Here is an 18,100-nt window from a genome sequence, read left to right as displayed (position 1 = left end):
CCCCCTTTGCCTGTACGCCGTAGGGTAAGCCAGATGGCCGCCGGGGGCAAGGGCGGGGACTTGCCGGAAGCGGACCGGACACGTATGCTTTGCCGCATTGAGGTATGTCATGAAGACGTCTCCCGACCATTCCTCCCGAGATTTCAGAGGGTCTTCCCAACCGGATGCCGGTGCGGAAAAGACCGCCGACGCCCAGGCCGCACCCGGCGGGACGACGCGCGGCCGCGTCCGGCCCTGGTATGCCGGAGAGCATAAGGATACGCTGTTTTATCTGCTGATCGCCGTGCTTTTCGTGGAGATGATCGTGGGCGGCGTCTCTTTTTTCTACGGCTTGGTGCATGCCGCGCCCGAGGCGCCCGGCGGCCCGCCGGTAGCCCGCTTTCCCTGGCTGATCTGGGCGTTGGCCGCCGTGCTCGCGCCCGTGGCTCTTTTGCTGGTGGTGCACCTCACGGGCCGCTGGCTTTCCCATACGCTGGAAGGGGAGCAGGACGGCGCGGACAGTGCCGTGGTGCCCGAACGCCTGCAGCGTTTTTACGCCATGGTGCGCAACGCGCCCACGGTTGTGCTGTTGTTGGGCATTCTTCTGCTGGGCGCGGGGCTCTTCTTTGTGGACGGGGCTTTTTCCGCCCTGGTCCGCCTGGGCGGCGCGCTGACGGCCTATATCCCCTGGATCGTGGGCAGCGCGGCGACGTTGCTGGCCGTCTGTTTTCTGGGGCACCGCTGGTTCGTCTACCGCCAGCGCCGCATGGAGCAGGAATACGCTTTCCGCCGGGAAGTGCTGGAGCGCACCGGCATCGTGTTGGTGGACAAGGGCTGCGTGCCCCTGCCGCGGAACGAGGAGCAGCGCGCCATGCTGGTGGAGGCGGAACATGTGAAAGCGCTGCCGCCGGTACTGGATGTGGGCGGCGCGGAACCGGGTACGGAATCGGATGACGTCTCGGAACCGCCGGTTCCGGGCGACGCGCGGGACGGGCCGGACCAGAAGTAGCCCGGGACGTGCGCCGGGCTTTTTTTTGAGAAAAACACAGCGGACCGGAGGGAAGGATGCAACAGTGCACCTTGTATATGACGCTGGCCTCCAGAGATGATTTTTTTTTTCCTCTTCTGGCCAGGCTGTTTTCCGGCTGGTCCCTTGAAAATAGCGGCGACACGCTGATTGCCGCCAGACGGAAGCTGCTGTCCCGGCAACGCATAGCCTTCCATCTGAAGTCGCGTGATGCGGACGGCGCGTCTTTTACAGAAATGATGCGGGGCATGCATGATTTCTTCGCCGCCATTCCCACGGACAAGGAAAGTCTGAAACAATCCCTGCTGGCCCAGATAAAAGTTTTCACGCTTTGCGTGGGCGTAGTGGCGGACAAGGATATGGACGACGCCACTTTCGGAGCCGTCATGACTGTCGCGGGCGAAGGGCACGGGCTGATTTTTCTGCCCCCGGCGGATCTGTACACCGCTGACGGCGCGACAGTCTTCAACGCCGACGGGGAATCGGATTTCGACTCCTGGACCGTCACCGCGCCCGCGGTCCTGCTTGTTCCGTCCAAGGCCACGGCATCGGGCGAAGCGCGCAAGGAGCGCAGCAACAAGTGCCTGGCTGCGGAGGGCGTGCCCGTCTGCGCCGCCCTGCCTCCATTGTGGACGATGCGGCCTATCTGCCGCGTTCCGTGGAGGAGGTGGCGCGGCGCACGCTGGGCATCCTGCTCACTTCGGTGTTTGCGGAGCTTGTTTCCAGTCGGGGCGTGGAGACCGCGCGCGAGAGCATTGCGGATTTGCTCGAGCGGTACGGCGCCCAAGAATTTCTCAGCCCCGGGGAGCGGGCCTTCATCAGTGGTCCGGCCCCGGATGAGCAGAGTCTCGCCGACTTCACCCGGCGCTATGAATGCGCCTGGGTCGGCCTGTGGGCCCTCGGTTTTGTGGATACGCTCGTCTATTCGGGGGCTGTCTGTGATGCCGGAAGCATGGCCGCCATGGTCCGTGACTGCGGCGATTATCCGGGTTTTTTGCGGTCCTGCCGCCTGCGCGCGCCGTCGCGGATTCTGGACGAGGCAGATCGCACCTACCGCTATGACTGGGCCTGCGCGGACGCGCGGGTCAACGGCCGGGACGCTCCGGCCGGGCTTGATCCCGGCGTGGTCGTGGAACGGCACAGAATGTTCAACTGGCTCATCCGCTACATGGACGCCGCCTGGGATGACGTGCGTACGGACACGTAGCGTGGCGTCCCCTTTTTCCGGGATCAGGCGTTCTTCGCCAGGGCCAGTTCCGCCAGCGCGTTGACGCAGGCGGCGGCCACGGCCGAACCTCCCTTGCGGCCCAGCAAAGTGAAATGCGGCCAGGGGCTTTGCCGCAACAGTTCCTTGGACTGGGCCGCGTTCACAAATCCCACAGGCATGCCCACAACCAGGGCGGGCGCGGGCGCGCCTTGGTTCAGCGCCTCCAACAGGGCCAGCAGGGCCGTGGGCGCATTGCCGATGACCATGATCTGCCCGGCCAGCCTGTCCGCGATCATATCGATTCCCGCGCGGGAACGCGTGACGCCCCGGCGGCGGGAGATCTCTTCCAGTCCCGGCAGTCCCATGAGCGGCGTCACCGTGACGCCCAGAGGGGTCAGGCGGCGCAGAGGCAGCCCGGCGGCGGCCATGCGCGTGTCCGTATAGACCGTGCAGCCCCGGCGCAAAGCCGCCACGCCCGCCGCAAGGCCGTCCCGGCTCAAGCGCAAATCCGCAATGATCTCCGTATCGCCCAAGGTGTGCACGCAACGCCTGGCCACCTCCCAGAGCCCGCCGTTGAAGGGACGCGGTTCGGGAATTTCCGCGTCGATAATGGCAAAGGAGCGGGCTTCAATTTCCTGCGGCGTGCAGGCCGGGTCCAGTTCTACGGTAGGCATATGTTCCTCTCAGGGCTTACCGGCTAGAATGCCGGACGCGGGCAGGGCGGCGAGCCAGGCCCGCCAGAAGTTCCGCGCGCCTTCCGGGTAGAGATGCAGCCAGGAACCGGCCACACAACCCCGGCGGCAGCCTTCCGGTCCCAGGGGCGCGCCCTTGCTGTCGCTCAGCTGCCAGAGGGGCGCGCAGCCGGGCGGCAGTTCCGTTTGAGTCAGGCGGCCATAGTGAAACTCATGGCCGCGCACCCGTATGATGCCGGCCGGGATATCGACATTGGCGGGCCAGCCGGGCAAGGTCTGGGCCGCACGGTAACCCAGCGCCGCCAGCCGGTCGCCCATGCGGCAATCCAGCGGCAGCAGGCCGCTCATGGCGTGGCCTTGTCCCTCCAGACGCAGTTCGCGCATCAGGTAGATGTAGCCCCCGCATTCGCCGTAGATGGGCAGGCCTTGGGCCGCCATGTCTCGCAGGGCCGCGCGCATGGCGGTATTGGCGGCCAGCTGGGCGGCATGCAGCTCGGGGTAGCCGCCGGGAAAATAGAGCCCGCAACAGCCCGACGGCGGCGCGGCATCACTGAGCGGCGAGAAAAAAGCCAGGTCCGCGCCCAGTTCCTGCAGCAGGGCGGGCAGATCCGCATAGCAGAAGCTGAAGGCCGCGTCTCGTGCCACGCCCAGCAGAGGCCGGACTTGTCGTGCGGCAGGGCCCGCGTTTTCCCCGGCGCGGACGCGGGGCGGAAAAAAGCGGGCTGCTGCGGCCGTTGTGCTCCCAGCGGCGGAAACGGTTGATGGCGTTGTTTGGAGGGCGGTTTGGGGCCTGTTGCCCAAGGGCGCGCCCAGGTTACACAATAGCTCGTCCAGATCGCAATGCGTTTCCAGCCAGGCGGCCAGCGCGCCCCGGTCCAGGCCGGACAGGGATTCGCGCGCCTCCACCAGGCCCAAATGGCGGGATTCCAGCCTCGGCGCGCCGTCGCGCGGTAAAAGGCCCAGCAGGGGCACGCCCGTATCCGCAACCAATGGGGCCAGGGCCTGGCGTAGAATTTCCCTGTGCTTTTCGCTGCCCGCGTGGGTGCAGATCATTCCGGCAAAGGCGGGTTGTCCCGTGCCTGCGCTCCAGGCCGGGCGATGGCGCAGAAAGCCTTCCGCCAGGGCGGCCACGGACTGGCCTAGGCCGTGGGCATTGAGCACCAGCAGCACGGGCAGGCCCAGCAGGGCCGCCAACTGGGCCGTGCAGCCGGAGCCTCCAGCGCCGCCGTCGTAGAGGCCCATGGCCCCCTCCACCAGCAGAATATCCGGGGCCCGGCCGTCCATTCCGGGGGCCCGCATGCGGGCAAAGATCCGGGCCAGCCCCTGGGGGATGCGGCGCAACGGCTCTCCCGCGCGGTTCGGCCGGGACGCGCGGCACATCCAGACGTCCAGGTTGGCGGCGGGCGCGCCGGTCAACGCGGCGTGAAAGGCGGTGTCGATGAAGTCCGGGCCGGTCTTGGCGGCATGGACCCGCAGGCCCCTGGCCTGCAGGGCGCAGAGCAGGGCCAGGGTGGTGACGGTTTTACCGGCGTTGCTGCCGGTTCCGCCCACGACGAGGCCGGGAACGCGGTTCGGGGCGGAGCGGATCATGCAAGAGCCTTGACTGCGGGGCGGACCCGTCTAGAACAGATTGCCTTTAAGAATCGACATTCTCGAAGTTGACGCTGCCTTCAGCCTGTCGTTGTTGTTGTCGTCATCCGTAGCGCCGCTGTCCTTGCGGCAGCCGTTGGCCGAAGGCCTTGCCTTAGCCGTTGGCGACAAAGGAACCGTACGGAGAAGGACAGCAACGCTCGCTTTGCTCGCGAACGGCTAAAGGCGCCTTGGCTTCCGGCGCGGGCGTCTACTTTCACCGCCGCCGGAGGGCCTCAGCGATAATCGCCGCATCCTCCTCGGGCCGCGCCTTGACGCCCAGTTCATTGTTGCCGCCGGAGCAGATGAAGCCGTCGGGCCCCAGTTCCAGCACGCCGCAGGAGAGTACCTGGCCGTAGGGCAACTGTTCGCGCATGTCGCCGTGGTCCACCCGGCGCGGAAAGATAAAGGGCACGGCCTGGCCGGAAAAGTCTTCCACAATAAGATAGTTCATACGGCCTCCTGGCGTTGCGTTACGCCCACCTTAACGCCCGCCGCGCCGGTTTTGCAAATACTGGCGCACGGCGCGACTGTGTTCCGTGAGTGTGGTGGAAAAGACGTGTTCGCCGCCGTCAGTCTTGGCCACAAAGTACAGAAAATCGTGGGCTTCCGGATTGACGGCCGAGGCCAGGGCCGCCGTGCCGAAGGAGCAGATGGGCCCCGGCGGCAGGCCGGGCCGCTGATAGGTGTTGTAAGGGTTGTTCGGATCGTCCAGGTCTTTGCGGCGCAGATTGCCGTCAAAGGCCGGTCCCATGCCGTAGATCACCGTGGGATCGGCCTGGAGCAGCATCTGCCGGGCCAGGCGGTTCCGGTACACCCCGGCCACACGGGGCCGCTCCGCGTCGATGGCGGTTTCCTTTTCCACCACGGAGGCCAGAATCACCCATTTTTTGAGATCGTCGGGCTTGGGCCTGGCCTTGCCGGGCCAGACGGCGGCGGTTTTGCGCCAGAAATTGTCCACCATGCGGCCCGCCACGGCGCGGGCCTGGGCCTTGAACTGCGCGTCGTCCGGCTCGTCGGTTTTTTTGAGCAGATAGGTGTCGGGCATCAGAAAACCCTCGGCCGTGGCAAAGGGAATGCCGTAATGGCGCAGAAAATCCGGGTCCGTGACCACGTCCCGGAAATCCGCGAAGCGGACCAGCCCGGCCTCTTCCAGCAGGCGGCCGGTCTGCCACCATGTCAGACCTTCGGGCACCGTGATACGGAAAAGCACGGGCTTGCCGTTGACCAGGGCGTCCAAGACCTGCTCGGGCGTCCAGCCGCTGTTCAGGGCGAAGCGCCCGGCCTGGAGACGGTTTTCCCATTGTTTGTAGCGGGCCAGCAGGCTGAACTTGCGGGCATCGGTAACCAGGCCCTTTTCGGCCAGAGCGGCGGAAACCTGCCCCAGGCGCGCGCCGGGCGTCACGTCGAAAAAGATTTCGCGGCCCGGCGTTTCGGGCGCGCTGTTCAGAAAGACCTGGGCTTCGTACCACAGCCAGCCGCAGGCCGCCAGGGCGAGCACAAACAGCAGGCCCACTATGCGCAGCATGGTTTTCATGCCGGTCTCCGTTGTTCGGGGGGCAGCGCCAGAAAAGAAGCGAGGATGCGCACCGCCGCCTGCTGGTCCAGCACGGCCTTGCGTTTGCGGGCCGTGAGCCCGGCGTCGCGCAGGTCGGACCAAGCCTCTTCGGAACTCAGCAGCTCGGGCATGTAAAAGACTGGCAGGTCCACCCGGCGTTTGAGGCGCTCGGTAACATTGCGCACCTGGCGGGTGGTCAGGCTGTCCGTGCCGTCGTCCAGCAGGGGCAGGCCCATGACCACGGCTTCTGCCTCTTCCGCAGTGATTCTGGCGGCCAGGGCCGCCAGGAAGTCCTTACGGTTTGGGTATTCCTCAAGGCGCAGGGTGACCAGGGGAAAGGCCAGCCGCCCTTCCGGGTCGGACACGGCCAGACCCGTGCGGGCCAGACCGTAATCGATGCCCACGTATTTCAAGCGCGTAATGCCCCGTTTTTCCCCGCGCCTGCGGCGGGGAGGTCTTAGAGCAATTTCACTTTGAACTTTATAAAATTTCAAAGTGAATCTGCTCCGGGAAGCGCTGATTAATGAGGGGTTTTGTTCTCTGCCGAGGCAGGCGGCAACAAGGCCATTAATCAGTGTTCCCTTTGGATTACAATAAGCCCAGGAGGGACAGAAGCCCTCTGGCGCTGCCGCTGACCAGCGGCCCCAGCACGTAGCCCAGGGCTCCGGTGAACAGCAGCAGCAAAAGAATGATAAAACCGTAGCGCTCCATGCTCAGGTAGCGCCAGGCCGTTTCGCCGGGCAGAAAATAGGCCACAACCTTGCTGCCGTCCAGCGGCGGAATAGGCACCAGATTGAGCCAGCCCAGGCCGAAATTGATCACCACGCCGGCCTGGAGGGAAGACAGGACGAAAATGTAGAAGTTGTGCTGTTGCCAGGCGTCAAAGGGGAAAAAGGCCAGCACCAGGCGCAGGGTCACGCCGAAAAGCACGGCCAGCAGGAAGTTCGTCAGCGGCCCGGCCAGAGCCACCAGCATCATGTCCCTGGCGGGATGGCGGAAATAGCGCGCGTTTACGGGCACGGGCTTGGCCCAGCCGAAAACAAACGCGCCGGAAAGGCTGGTCAGGCCGAAGACCAGCAGCCCCATGGGATCAATATGCGGCAGGGGGTTCAGGGTCAGGCGGCCCATGAGGCGGGCCGTGGGGTCACCGCAGCGTTCGGCCACCCAGCCGTGGGCCACTTCGTGCAGGATGATGCCCAGCAGCGCGGGCACCAGGGCGATGGCCAGCGTGTGGAGAGCTTGGGAAAAATCAATATTAAGCATGCTTGGCGGGTATCATGTTCGAGCCTGAATGTCGATACGGGGTCGCGAAGGCGTCGGGCGTGGCAGCCTGCCAGCCGTTGCTTTGCGTTCCGACTGCAGGGGGCCGTTCGCGGCATTGCCGTGTTACGGCGGCGGGCTACAGCAAGGAGTTGTCTGCGACTCCTTGCCGCGAAATGCGAGCAGGCGGGCATTTCAAGTGGTGAATGCTCCAGTGTCGGCGCGCGGAGGCGAAACGGCGCTGACGTTGAAGGCGCATTTTCCCAGACGGCCTGAAACGGGAGTGAGCCGCGCCGGATGTGTCCCGCATCCGGCCTGACGCTTTGCTGACGCCGCTCGCGCTACGTCTTTGCCCGCACAGCTTGTTCTTTCCAACCAGGAGTGAGCGATGAAAATATTTTCCTGCGCGCTTGCGGCACGGGAGCGTCTGGCGGCTCTGGCACTGAACCTGGGGCGGCAGACCCTGGAGGGGATGGCCCCTTCTCTGCGGCCGGCCCTTCTGCTGGATCGCTTTGGGCGGGCGGAGGCCTTTGTGGGACAGTGGGCCCGCGCGCCGCGCAGCGTGGGGGCACTCTGTCCCAGCGGCGTCCATCTGGCACGGCGCATGGCCGCCATGCTGCCGCCGGGCGACGGTCTGGTGGTGGAACTGGGCGCGGGCACCGGCGCGGTGACTCGTGCGCTGCAAGCCTGTGTGGCTCCCGAGCGCCTCCTTGTGCTGGAACGTCTGCCCGCGTTCTGCCGCGTCCTGCGCAGCCGTTTTCCCGAACTGACCGTCATCCGGGGCGACGCGACGCGCCTGGCCGACTATCTGCCCCCAAACCGGCCCGTGGCTGCCGTGGTCTCCTCCCTGCCCCTGCTCAGTCTGCCCGGGCCCGTGCAACAGGCCGTTGTGGGTCAGATGCGCGCGGCCACGGCTCACGGCGGCTGCATCATCCAGTTCACCTACGCGCTCTGGGGACGTTCGCCCCTGGTCCGCGCGGGCTGCCGTCGCGAAAAACGCGGTCTGGTCCTGCGCAACCTGCCGCCCGCCAAGGTGGAGTGCTTCCGTTCTTTCTAGGGGGTTGTTTCTAAATTGGTTCTTTTACCTTCCAGCTTCGTCAAACGTCGCTTTTCACGCTGGTCGAATACCGGATCGCTGCTGTCCTCATTCGTAAGCAGCTTCGCTGCAACGACTGAGGCAAGAGTATGCTCCCGTCGTAAAAAGCTCGGTTTCCTCGCTGGAAAGGCAAAACTCTCTAGTTTGGAATAGTGCCTAATTTGAAAAATCAGACACATAAAACCCGAAGGGCGTTGCGGCGGCGCAGCCGCCGTGAGCCAGCGAAAAGTGTGAGCATAACCATGCTCGAAATCTTTGCAATCAGACGCCGGGAAGAGCGTAACCGCAATGCGGAAATAAAAAGGCCGGAACCGCACAGCGGTTCCGGCCTTTTTCCCTACGCGCGCATTCGCCGATGCTAGAGCTCGACCACGCGGATTTCGCCGCGCGACTCATTGGCCTTTTTGCGGAAGCTCTGCCGTCGGTCCTCGCCGTCCAGCAGCCCGGCCAGCCATTCGGCCACATGCAGCACGGGCCGCTTGTCGTGCATCTTGATCAGGCTGCGGGCGATGCCGATCTTGCAGGAGGGGCAGCCCACCACTACCGGCCCGTCATAATTGTCCGCAAAGGCCTGCCCCAGGCGGGCCTGCTTGCGCGAGCGCAGCAGATTGTAGATCTGCGGCGAGGTCATGGCTCCCATGCCCGATTCGCCGCAGCAGCCGGGATTGAGGCTGACCGTCAGGCCGCTGAAGTCGCCAAGGGCCTTGACCAGCTGCTTCTGACCCTTGATTTTGTGCACGTCGGCCCATTCGCAATGGCAGGCACCGTGATAGACCAGATTTTTGCCCTCGGGCGCGGCCTGTATGGCGCTCTTGTCCAGCAGGGGCAGCACGAGCTGGCTCACGTCCCGCCGCAGCAGGTCCGGGAACTGCTCTTCCAGGTGCAGGCGCTCCAGGCCGTCCCGGCAGGAGCCGCAGGCTGAAACCAGGCATTTGCAGTCAAAGCCCTGCTTGGCCAGGTTGCGCAACATGGCCGCCAGATACTGGCGGTTCTGGGCCAGATTGTCCTCAAAGGCCGTATCCATGCCCGCCGCCAGCAGGGGATAGCCGCAGCAGAGGTGCCGGGGCGGCACGGCCACGGCAAAACCGGCCTTGAGCAGAAGCATGATGGAGGACAGGCCGATGCGGTCGTAGAACAGCGCGCCGCCGCAGCCCGGAAAGTAGAGCGCGCAGGGCATGCCGGGTTGCGGTTCCGCCGGGGCGAAGACCGAGCCCCGATGCAGCTTGAGGGCCTCGTAGAGATTGGTATAGCCCATTTTGGGTCCGCGCCCGGAAAAGAGCGGACTCTGCATGCGCCGCTTCCATATCTCCGGCATGAAGCCCAGGAATTTGTTCTGCATCTTCTGGCCCAGTGAGGCCATCTTGGCTGCCTTGGGCACCCGGTGCGGAATGTCGCGCACCAGCCATTCCAGGGCGCGTCCCTTGATGGGGTGCCCACCCGCGCCCTCGTGTTCCAGCAGGGCGCGCAGAGTCAGAGCCACCTCGCCGGAGGGGATCTTCACCGGGCAGTTGGCCATGCAGCGGCCGCAGGCCGTGCAGTGCTCCACCAGGTCGCGCAGCCATTTGAGCAGGCGCTCGTCAATGCGGCCCTTGTTGACCTGGGAGTAATAGACCGCCTCCAGCAGCATGCCCAGCACCATGTTTTTGTTGCGCGGGTGGTACTGCATGGAGCGCTCGGGATAGCACATGGAGCAGACCTGCTTGCACTTGCCGCAGCGGGTACAGATCTGGATGGCCGTGAGCAGGCTGATGAGCTTTTCCTTGTCCGGCAGGCCGCTGGCATGGATGTCGTTGATCAGGCGGTTGAAGGAAAAGGTGAAGGGCCGCACCGGCAGCTCGCGGTGCACCAGCTTGGCCGGGTTCATGACGTCGCGGGGGTCCACGCGCTCCTTGAAGGCGCGCAGGGCATCCATCTTGTCCTTGCCGAAAAAGGCGATCTTGGTAATGCCGATGCCGTGTTCGCCCGAGACCTCGCCGCCCATTTCCTGGCATTCGGCCATGACCCGGGCCGCTGTTTCCTCGGCTTCCTCCAGCATGTGGGCGTCATTGGAGTTGACCGGGATGTTCACGTGGCAGTTGCCGTCGCCCGCGTGCATGTGGCTGGCAACCACAATGCGGCTGGCCTCCATGTAGGCCCGGATTTTGGCGATCTTTTTGGCCAGGTGGGGATATTTTTCCGCCAGCTGGTCCAGAAAGGCTTCGGCCCGCGCGCCCATTTCAATGTCCGAGACGTCCGCGGCCGGCACGTCGCCGGACGCGGCCTTGGAAGCCTGGGAGAACTCGCGGTTGAAGTCCTTGTCCTCCATGGGGAAGCCGGGCAGGCGGCCTACTTCCTGCAAGGCGTGGCGGTAAGACGCGGCCGTGCACTCCAGGTTGAGCTGCTCCAGGAAAAGCGCGAAATCCGGAATGCGCTCCATGGGGATGACCACATCCTCATTGAGCTTGAAGCCCGAGGTACGCTTGGCAATGGCCGACAGGCGGTGGCGATCCTCCCAGAAACGTTCGGCCTCCTTGTCGTCCCCGGCCACGATGATGTCCACATTCTCCTGCTGTTCCACCACGCTGACGATGTCGCCCACGCATTTGTCCAGCAGATAGGGGTCGTCGCCGTCGGCCTGGAGGATGATCACCGAAATGGGCAGTCCGTCGTATTTTTCGGACTTGCGCTTGTATTCGATGGCCTGGACGTACTTGGCGTTGAATTCTTCCAGGGCCGAAAGGTGGGCGTAGTCGCCCTCCCGGCGGATGCGGTTGCGCAGGGCCACCAGCTCGCGCACTACCACGGCCGCCGGATGCATGGAGCGGCCGAAAAATTCCAGGACCATGACCCGCTTGTGCTGCGGCTTCTTGTGGATGATGAAACAGGCTTCGGTGATGATGCCGTCCACGCCTTCCTTCTGCATGCCGGGCAGGCCGCCCAGGGCCTTGTTGGTCACGTCCTTGCCCAGACCGGGCAGGCGGATTTCGTCGCCGCGCAGATGGACCACATTGCGCACGCCGCCGCTGACGTCCTTGACCACAAAGACGGCGGTTTCGTCGGGCAGGATCTTGTGACGGGGATGGTTCTCGCGCTCCACGGTGATGATTTCGCCCGTGGGCGTGACCATGCGCCACCAGAGCAGATTGTCCAGGGTGGTGCCGTATTCAAAGGCGCTGGGGCCGCCCGCGTTTTCCGAAACGTTGCCGCCGATGGACGAAGCCTGCTTGGAGGCAGGGTCCACGGAAAAAAGCGCACCCGCCGCGTCCACCGCGTTGATGACTTCCTGGGTGATGGCCCCGGCCTGGCAGGTGACGGCCATTTCTTCCGGATCAATGGGCCCGATGCGGGTCAAGCGGGTCAGGCTGACGATGAGGGTGCGCTTGCGCGCGGGCACGGCCCCGCCGGTCATGCCCGAGCCGCCGCCGCGCGGGATCAGCGCGAACTTCATGTCGTTGGCCAGCTTGACCAGCTCGGCCACCTGTTCGGTATTGTCCGGCTCCACCACCAGCAGGGGCAGCTCCATGCGCAGGTCCGTGGCGTCGGTGGCCGTTTCCACCAGGGCCGAGGGTTCGACGAGAATGCATTCCTCGGGCAGGACGCGGCGCAGGGCGTCGATGAGCCTGCCCCGGAACTCGGCTTCCGCCTCATAGGCGGACCAGAACATGGTGATGCCCTCGCCGATGGCCGTGGCGTAATAGTGGGCCAGGGACACGGATTCCCGCTCGAAGCTCTCGCGCACGCTGCCGCGCACGGTGTCGGCGTCGATAAAGGGGTTGTAGGCCACCAGGAAAAGTTCCTCGGCGATGGCAATGGCGAGATTGCGCACGGATTCAGGCCATTCCGCGAAGTCGTCGATATTGATCTTCAGGATGCGGTTGACCACATAATCGGGCGAAATGGAAATATGCGGACCCTTATGGGGCATGATCTCTACCTCAATGTGCTGCGGATATGCTGTCGCAAGGTATGGGGGATCGTGGGGGAAGCCTTTTTTCTACGTTTTCTGGGCACGGATGGCAAGCCTTGCGGGCATGGCGGTCAGGGCAATCGCGTGAAGGCCTCAATCGTCGGATATCCATTTGCTTCCACCGCGAGCCTTCCTTGAGCCTTCCTTCTTTAAATTCCCGCGAACACAGCCGGTAACGCCGCCCGCGCGGAAAAGGCGGATTTTGTAAAATAACCGCAAAGTTACAGCAAAGCTGACGCAAGAGCATTTTTCTTCTTCGCTCTATTCATGCGATTGCCCCGGCATGGCGATTTACGGGTTGTCGCTGAAAAGACACATCCCCTCCTTTGACATTTGCGTCCGTCCGGCTATCTTCTTGCCTGTCAGTAATCTTAGGAGATTGACGTTGCCCTCAACCCGCGGCGGGAACGTGGTTTCGTCGTGCTTTGCTCTGCTTGAATAATAACGCCGCAACGCGCGCAGTACAGAGGCTTTATGCTGATTCACAAATTCCAGCCGCTCACCGACATACTCGACTGGCTGCACCATTTCTGGGAGCGCCCGTCCACCCAGCGGCGCATCGCCCTGTTTTTGCTCTGGTTTTATCTGGCCGCCCTGGCGGGCGTGGAACTGAAACGCCTGGGCCTCTATCCGCTCTGGCTGCCCCAGCCGCCGGAAAGCCATTTTTACGCCATCCATCTCGCCTTCACCCTGATTCTGGCCATGGAGGTCATGAGCCTGATCTTCGTGATCCCCTCGTCCCTGTCTCAGTCCATGGGCAAGCAGTTCGAGATCCTGACCCTGATCCTGCTGCGCAATGCTTTCAAGGAGCTGGCCGCCCTGCCGGAACCGGTTTACGTCAATATCGACAATATCTGGCGGGTGGTGGAGATCGGCGTGTCCGGGGCCGGGGCGCTGTGCGTTTTTCTCTGCCTGGGCATGTACCGGCGCATCGCGCGGCGGCAGCGCTTTATCCAGAGTTCGGACATGCGCATGCGCTATGTCATGAGCAAAAAACTGCTGGCTCTGACCCTGTTCGTGATCTTTTTCGCCGTCGGCATGCACGATCTGGTGCTTCACTTGCGAACCGGCAAGGAACAGCATTTTTTTGAGACCATCTACACGGTGCTGATTTTCGCGGATATCGCCATGGTGCTCATCGCCCAGCGCTACATGCCCTTTTACCATGCGGTGTTTCGCAATTCGGGCTTTGTGATCGGCACTCTGCTCATGCGGCTTTCGCTCTCGGCCCCGCCGCTCTGGAGCCCGGCCATCGGCCTGTTCGCCGCGCTTTTTGTCCTGGCTCTGACCTGGGGCACCAACCATTTCAGCCCCAATCTGGAGCCGGAAAGCAAAACAGGTGAAAGCTGAGGCCGGGGCCGCTTTCGCCGTCTCCACGGACATGTAAAAGCCCATCCGGCATTACGCCGGATGGGCTTTTACATGTCTTCCCTAATGCCGCTGCGTCGTCTGCCAAAAGAGGCATTTTGAGCGGACGAAGCAGCTGGCCGGAAGGCGGGGAGATGGTCTGCGGGGAAAGGAGAGAGGAAAGGCGGGGTAACGGCAATGAGCATGGGATGGATGCGCATAAAAAAAGCCGCTCCCCTGGGGAGCGGCGGAAAATCAGGATGCGGCGGCAGTACTAGGCATTGGCGGCCTTGAGCATTTCCTCCACCATGGACAGGGTGGGCGTGGCGCCGGCTTCCAGGCCGCAGAGCCCGCGCACGGCCAGCATGAGCATATCGAACTGGAGGGCCATTTCTGTCACGCCGTTGTCAATGATGCAATTGTCGCCGCGCACTGACAGGCGGTAGGCGTGGCGGCTGCGTTCCTGGCCGCTGGAGCGCACGATATAATAGACCTGTTCGTCGTTATCCGTCACATAGAGCTTCTGGCGGGTGAGCATGCCGTGCTCCTCGTCGTACCAGGAGCACTCCGAAAAAAGGCGGCCGCGAAACTGAAGATCGCTGCCGTTGTCATGTTTCAGACAGATTTCTTCCATATTTTTCTGCACGTTCACTCCTTCCTCCGCGTGCTCTTGCCGGACGGAGACCGGACGCTGGCGGGTGTTGTCTGGAGGCAAACTAGCATTGCAGGCAAAACCTTGTCAATGATCGCAGCAACCAAACAGCAAAATCGCATGCACTTCGCCGTCGTATTTTTATAACTGGCTGCCATCAAAGAAAAAATATGAAATTTATGTCTAGAAATAATCTTGCGGTTCACCAAAAAAACTTGTGAATAAACCTGGATTGCGCGGCGGCGCGCTCCATCCGCATCAAGAAACGGGGGGCCGCCCACAGCCGCGCTACTGGCCGCATTTCGCCGTTAGAGCCGCCGGGCGTCCCTTTCGGCAGATTGCCGTTACCCCAGCCGGCGGCGAACTTCGCATTGCGGTTTTAAAGTAGTGCCTTTGAAGCCTTGCTTTAACTGTCTGAAAAGTGGGGAATGGAGCCGGGTTTCAGTCTATCGCGTTCTTCCGCGAGGCACTCCGGGCGGCCCGTTTTCCGGCGAAACGCGCATAGCAGCGGGCCACCGGCGAGGCTGGGTCCATCTTCGACAGGAAAGAGCCGCTGGGCCGGGGCGGGGGGACGTCGGGTCTGGCCCGGGCTTCGGGCGCGGGCCGGGATTCGGCTGTGCGCAGCACGGTTTTGTTCAGCACCAGAGAGACTTTTATGCTGCTGAAAAAAGGGCTTTCCATAAAGGCGTTGACCCGTTCCAGGATTTCGCCGCTCATCAGGTGCAGCTCCTGCATAAGCATGGCGTCTTCCGCGCCGATCAGCAGAATATCCTTATGGCGGCCCAGCGGCAACGCCAGAGGGGCCAGTTCCGGCCCCATGACCGGCTCCCAGTTCTGCCAGAGCAGACTCAGGCGGGCGCGCACCGGGCCGCCGCCCAGTGAGGCCAGCAGTGCGGACAGCACATCCCCGGCTTGTGCCGGACCGCTGTTTTTGCGCCGTGGGCGAGGCTTGCGCCGCGTCCAGTTCCGCTGACTCTGGTTTTGCGTTTTTCGCTCCATGCTGCGATCATCCCGCCGCACGCAAGGCGGCCCGCTTGACTATATCCGGATAGACGGATATTTACATCAATCTAACTTGATTTACCCAGGGAAAAGGCGTTCCATGGCATTGCTGCATTTCAAGGCCCTCTCCGATGAAACCCGGCTGCGGCTTGTGCATATTCTGCTGCATTACGAGCTCTCGGTCAACGAGCTGGTGAGCATTCTGGGCATGGGCCAGTCGCGGGTTTCCCGGCATCTGAAAATCCTGACCGAGGCCGGTCTGCTGACTTCGCGCCGGGACGGGCTGTGGGTGTTTTATGCCGCGCCGCGCGCCGGTGAGGAACGCGATTTTCTGCGGGCGGTCATGCCCTTTGTGCCCGCCGACGCCATCATGCGCGCGGATTTGTCCATGGCGGCTCAGATTCTGGAAGAGCGCGCCCGCAAGACTCGCCAGTTTTTCAATACCATTGCCGAAGACTGGGACGAACTCAACCGCGAGGTGCTCGGGGCTTTCGATCTGCCCGAAGCCGTCCGCGCCGCCGTGCCCGAAGGTTGCGGCACGGCTGTGGATCTGGGCTGCGGCACGGGCGCGGTGCTCAGCCGCCTGCTGCCCCTGGCGCGCGGGGTCATCGGGGTGGACGGCTCGGCCCGCATGCTGGAACTCTGCCGCCGCCGCTTCAGCCAGGAGGACCTGGCCGAAGGCCGTGTCTCCCTGCGCATCGGTGAGCTCAGCCATCTGCCTTTGCGCGACCATGAGGCGGATTTCGCCTGCATCAACCTTGTGCTCCACCATTTGTCCGCGCCGGAGGAAGGCCTGCGCGAGATCCGCCGGATCATGGCCCCCGGCGGCTGTCTGTTCGTGGCGGATTTTCTGCGCCACAACGACGAAACCATGCGCAGCCGTTACGGCGACCGCTGGCTGGGCTTTGAGGAAAACGAATTGGCGACGGGCCTGGAGCGGGCCGGTTTTGCCGTTCTGGACAGCGCACGGCAGCCCGTGGGACGGGGGCTTGCGCTTTTGCTGATGGGCGCGGAAGCCCGTTAGTGCCTGATTTGAGAAATTAGAAACGCGAAATCCTCGGGATGCCGCGGCGGCGTAGCCGCCGTGAGTCAGCGGAAAACCACGCTTTTTCGCTGACGATCCTGCGAAAATTGAGAGCATAACTATGCTCGAAATTTTTGTAATCAGACATTGGAGCATTCCAACTTGATCAAATGCGCCGCACACGCCAAAAACTTCCAAGGAGAAGAGTGAGATGACCAAAGCACTGGATTTAAGCCTGCCGCACAAAGTGGCGGATCTCAGCCTGGCCGATTTCGGCGGGAAGGAAATGCAGCTTTCCGAGCGGGAAATGCCCGGCCTTATGGAATGCATCAGAAAATACGGTCCCCAGAAACCCCTGCAAGGCCTCAAGGTCACGGGCTCCCTGCACATGACCATTCAGACGGCCATGCTGATCAAAACCCTGCACGCCCTGGGCGCGGACATCCGCTGGGCCTCCTGCAACATTTTTTCCACCCAGGACCACGCGGCAGCGGCCATCGTCGAGCAGGGCCTGGCCAAGGTTTTCGCCTGGAAGGGCGAAACCCTTGAGGACTACTGGTGGTGCACGGAAATGGCCCTGACCTGGCCCGACGGCTCCGGCCCGGATCTCATCGTGGACGACGGCGGCGACGCCACCCTGCTCATCCACAAGGGCGTGGAGGCCGAAAACGATCCCTCCATTCTGGAGCAGAAGACCGACAACAAGGAATTCCAGTGCGTGCTGGATCGCCTGGCCCTGCGCCTCAAGGAAGATCCGCGGCACTGGCACAAGGTGGCTGCCGGGATGAAGGGCGTTTCCGAGGAAACCACCACCGGCGTGCACCGCCTGTATCAGCTGGAAAAGGAAGGCAAGCTGCTCTTTCCGGCCATCAACGTCAATGATTCGGTGACCAAGTCCAAGTTCGACAACCTCTACGGTTGCCGCGAGTCCCTGGCCGACGGCATCAAGCGTGCCACGGACATCATGGTGGCCGGCAAGGTGGTGGTGATCTGCGGTTACGGCGACGTGGGCAAGGGCTGCGCCCAGTCCATGCGCGGCTTCGGCGCGCGCGTGCTGGTGACCGAGATCGACCCTATCTGCGCGCTCCAGGCCGCCATGGAAGGCTATGAAGTGACCACCGTGGAAGACGCCCTGCCCCTGGGCGACATTTACGTGACCTGCACCGGCAACTACCATGTGATCACCGGCGCGCACATGGAAGGCATGAAGGATGAGGCCATTGTCTGCAATATCGGCCACTTCGACAATGAAATCGACATGAACTACCTGGAAAGCACGCCCGGCGTGAGCAGGCTGAACATCAAGCCCCAGGTGGACAAGTGGACCCTCAAGTCCGGCCGCAGCATTCTGATCCTGGCCGAAGGCCGCCTGGTCAATCTGGGGTGCGCCACGGGCCACGCCAGCTTTGTCATGTCCAACAGCTTCACCAACCAGACCCTGGCCCAGATCAAGCTGGCCAAGGAAAACCTGGAAAAGAGGGTCTACACCCTGCCCAAGGAACTGGACGAGGAAGTGGCCCGCCTGCATTTGGGCCGCCTGGGCGCCAAGCTGACAAAGCTTACCCCGGAACAGGCCGACTATATCGGCGTGCAGGTGGAAGGCCCGTATAAGGCCGAGATGTACAGGTATTGATTTTCGCCTACCCGTATTTAGTGTAAAAAGCACTAAAGAAGTCCGGCC

The 18,100-nt window shown here is 63.1% G+C and carries 15 protein-coding genes; 6 read left to right on the top strand and 9 right to left on the bottom strand.

Translation table 11 applies throughout. The features are described from left to right. The first annotated feature begins 109 nt into the window (after positions 1–109). Positions 110–988 (top strand): hypothetical protein, encoded by an 879-nt coding sequence (locus tag KH208_RS01870; RefSeq protein WP_291433317.1) that lies wholly within the window; start codon positions 110–112, stop codon positions 986–988. 598 nt (positions 989–1,586) lie between these two features. Further along, positions 1,587–2,213 (top strand): DUF4272 domain-containing protein, encoded by a 627-nt coding sequence (locus KH208_RS01865; protein ID WP_291433316.1) that lies wholly within the window; start codon positions 1,587–1,589, stop codon positions 2,211–2,213. A gap of 23 nt (positions 2,214–2,236) precedes the next feature. On the opposite strand, the gene KH208_RS01860 is transcribed toward KH208_RS01865, so the two are convergent. From KH208_RS01860 to KH208_RS01835, 6 genes are all read right to left on the bottom strand, one after another. Then, on the bottom strand, positions 2,237–2,887 hold the full coding sequence (locus KH208_RS01860) for a precorrin-8X methylmutase (protein WP_291433315.1): 651 nt from the start codon (positions 2,885–2,887) through the stop codon (positions 2,237–2,239). A 9-nt stretch (positions 2,888–2,896) separates the two neighbouring features. Further along, positions 2,897–4,495 (bottom strand): cobyrinate a,c-diamide synthase, encoded by a 1,599-nt coding sequence (locus tag KH208_RS01855; protein ID WP_291433314.1) that lies wholly within the window; start codon positions 4,493–4,495, stop codon positions 2,897–2,899. A 256-nt stretch (positions 4,496–4,751) separates the two neighbouring features. Then, positions 4,752–4,988, bottom strand: coding sequence for a hypothetical protein (locus KH208_RS01850; protein ID WP_062254109.1), 237 nt, complete (start codon positions 4,986–4,988; stop codon positions 4,752–4,754). Positions 4,989–5,018: 30 nt separating this feature from the next. Then, a complete protein-coding gene (mltG, locus tag KH208_RS01845; RefSeq protein WP_291433311.1) occupies positions 5,019–6,071 on the bottom strand; it encodes an endolytic transglycosylase MltG in 1,053 nt (350 codons plus the stop codon). Beyond that, the gene (ruvX, locus tag KH208_RS01840; protein ID WP_035073122.1) at positions 6,068–6,505 is read right to left on the bottom strand and encodes a Holliday junction resolvase RuvX; all 438 of its coding nucleotides are present in this window, start codon (positions 6,503–6,505) and stop codon (positions 6,068–6,070) included. The genes mltG and ruvX overlap by 4 nt, the downstream gene beginning before the upstream one ends. Positions 6,506–6,680: 175 nt before the next feature. Next, entirely contained in the window at positions 6,681–7,355 is a 675-nt protein-coding gene (locus KH208_RS01835) for a site-2 protease family protein (protein ID WP_062254113.1), read from the bottom strand. A gap of 385 nt (positions 7,356–7,740) precedes the next feature. Between KH208_RS01835 and KH208_RS01830 the strand changes: the two genes are divergently transcribed. Next, positions 7,741–8,409 carry a methyltransferase domain-containing protein gene (locus KH208_RS01830; RefSeq protein WP_291433303.1) on the top strand — a complete coding sequence of 223 codons (669 nt, stop codon included), beginning with the start codon at positions 7,741–7,743 and terminating at the stop codon, positions 8,407–8,409. 397 nt (positions 8,410–8,806) lie between these two features. On the opposite strand, the gene KH208_RS01825 is transcribed toward KH208_RS01830, so the two are convergent. Continuing rightward, a complete protein-coding gene (locus KH208_RS01825) occupies positions 8,807–12,352 on the bottom strand; it encodes an FAD-binding and (Fe-S)-binding domain-containing protein (RefSeq protein WP_291433301.1) in 3,546 nt (1,181 codons plus the stop codon). A gap of 516 nt (positions 12,353–12,868) precedes the next feature. Here KH208_RS01825 and KH208_RS01820 point away from each other — a divergent pair. Continuing rightward, positions 12,869–13,744, top strand: coding sequence for a hypothetical protein (locus KH208_RS01820; RefSeq protein ID WP_291433299.1), 876 nt, complete (start codon positions 12,869–12,871; stop codon positions 13,742–13,744). 271 nt (positions 13,745–14,015) lie between these two features. On the opposite strand, the gene KH208_RS01815 is transcribed toward KH208_RS01820, so the two are convergent. Both KH208_RS01815 and KH208_RS01810 read right to left on the bottom strand, forming a co-directional pair. Beyond that, positions 14,016–14,387, bottom strand: a complete 372-nt coding sequence (locus KH208_RS01815) for a hypothetical protein (protein WP_291433297.1) — start codon at positions 14,385–14,387, stop codon at positions 14,016–14,018. Positions 14,388–14,834: 447 nt separating this feature from the next. After that, positions 14,835–15,392, bottom strand: coding sequence for a DUF721 domain-containing protein (locus KH208_RS01810; protein WP_291433295.1), 558 nt, complete (start codon positions 15,390–15,392; stop codon positions 14,835–14,837). Positions 15,393–15,495: 103 nt separating this feature from the next. Between KH208_RS01810 and KH208_RS01805 the strand changes: the two genes are divergently transcribed. Both KH208_RS01805 and ahcY read left to right on the top strand, forming a co-directional pair. Continuing rightward, the gene (locus tag KH208_RS01805) at positions 15,496–16,419 is read left to right on the top strand and encodes a metalloregulator ArsR/SmtB family transcription factor (RefSeq protein ID WP_291433293.1); all 924 of its coding nucleotides are present in this window, start codon (positions 15,496–15,498) and stop codon (positions 16,417–16,419) included. Positions 16,420–16,630: 211 nt separating this feature from the next. Next, entirely contained in the window at positions 16,631–18,052 is a 1,422-nt protein-coding gene (gene ahcY, locus KH208_RS01800; protein WP_291433291.1) for an adenosylhomocysteinase, read from the top strand. The last annotated feature ends 48 nt before the right edge of the window (positions 18,053–18,100 follow it).

The sequence above is a fragment of the Desulfovibrio sp. genome (assembly GCF_018379785.1).
Taxonomy (GTDB): Bacteria; Desulfobacterota; Desulfovibrionia; order Desulfovibrionales; family Desulfovibrionaceae; genus Desulfovibrio.
This window is presented reverse-complemented; position numbering and strand designations above follow the sequence as displayed.

Coding starts and splice junctions, on each gene's coding strand:
- KH208_RS01870 (WP_291433317.1), top strand. CDS start 110: ATGAAGACGTCTCCCGACCATTCCTCCCGAGATTTCAGAGGGTCTTCC.
- KH208_RS01860 (WP_291433315.1), bottom strand. CDS start 2,887: ATGCCTACCGTAGAACTGGACCCGGCCTGCACGCCGCAGGAAATTGAA.
- KH208_RS01855 (WP_291433314.1), bottom strand. CDS start 4,495: ATGATCCGCTCCGCCCCGAACCGCGTTCCCGGCCTCGTCGTGGGCGGA.
- KH208_RS01850 (WP_062254109.1), bottom strand. CDS start 4,988: ATGAACTATCTTATTGTGGAAGACTTTTCCGGCCAGGCCGTGCCCTTT.
- mltG (WP_291433311.1), bottom strand. CDS start 6,071: ATGAAAACCATGCTGCGCATAGTGGGCCTGCTGTTTGTGCTCGCCCTG.
- KH208_RS01835 (WP_062254113.1), bottom strand. CDS start 7,355: ATGCTTAATATTGATTTTTCCCAAGCTCTCCACACGCTGGCCATCGCC.
- KH208_RS01830 (WP_291433303.1), top strand. CDS start 7,741: ATGAAAATATTTTCCTGCGCGCTTGCGGCACGGGAGCGTCTGGCGGCT.
- KH208_RS01825 (WP_291433301.1), bottom strand. CDS start 12,352: ATGCCCCATAAGGGTCCGCATATTTCCATTTCGCCCGATTATGTGGTC.
- KH208_RS01820 (WP_291433299.1), top strand. CDS start 12,869: ATGCTGATTCACAAATTCCAGCCGCTCACCGACATACTCGACTGGCTG.
- KH208_RS01810 (WP_291433295.1), bottom strand. CDS start 15,392: ATGGAGCGAAAAACGCAAAACCAGAGTCAGCGGAACTGGACGCGGCGC.
- KH208_RS01805 (WP_291433293.1), top strand. CDS start 15,496: ATGGCATTGCTGCATTTCAAGGCCCTCTCCGATGAAACCCGGCTGCGG.
- ahcY (WP_291433291.1), top strand. CDS start 16,631: ATGACCAAAGCACTGGATTTAAGCCTGCCGCACAAAGTGGCGGATCTC.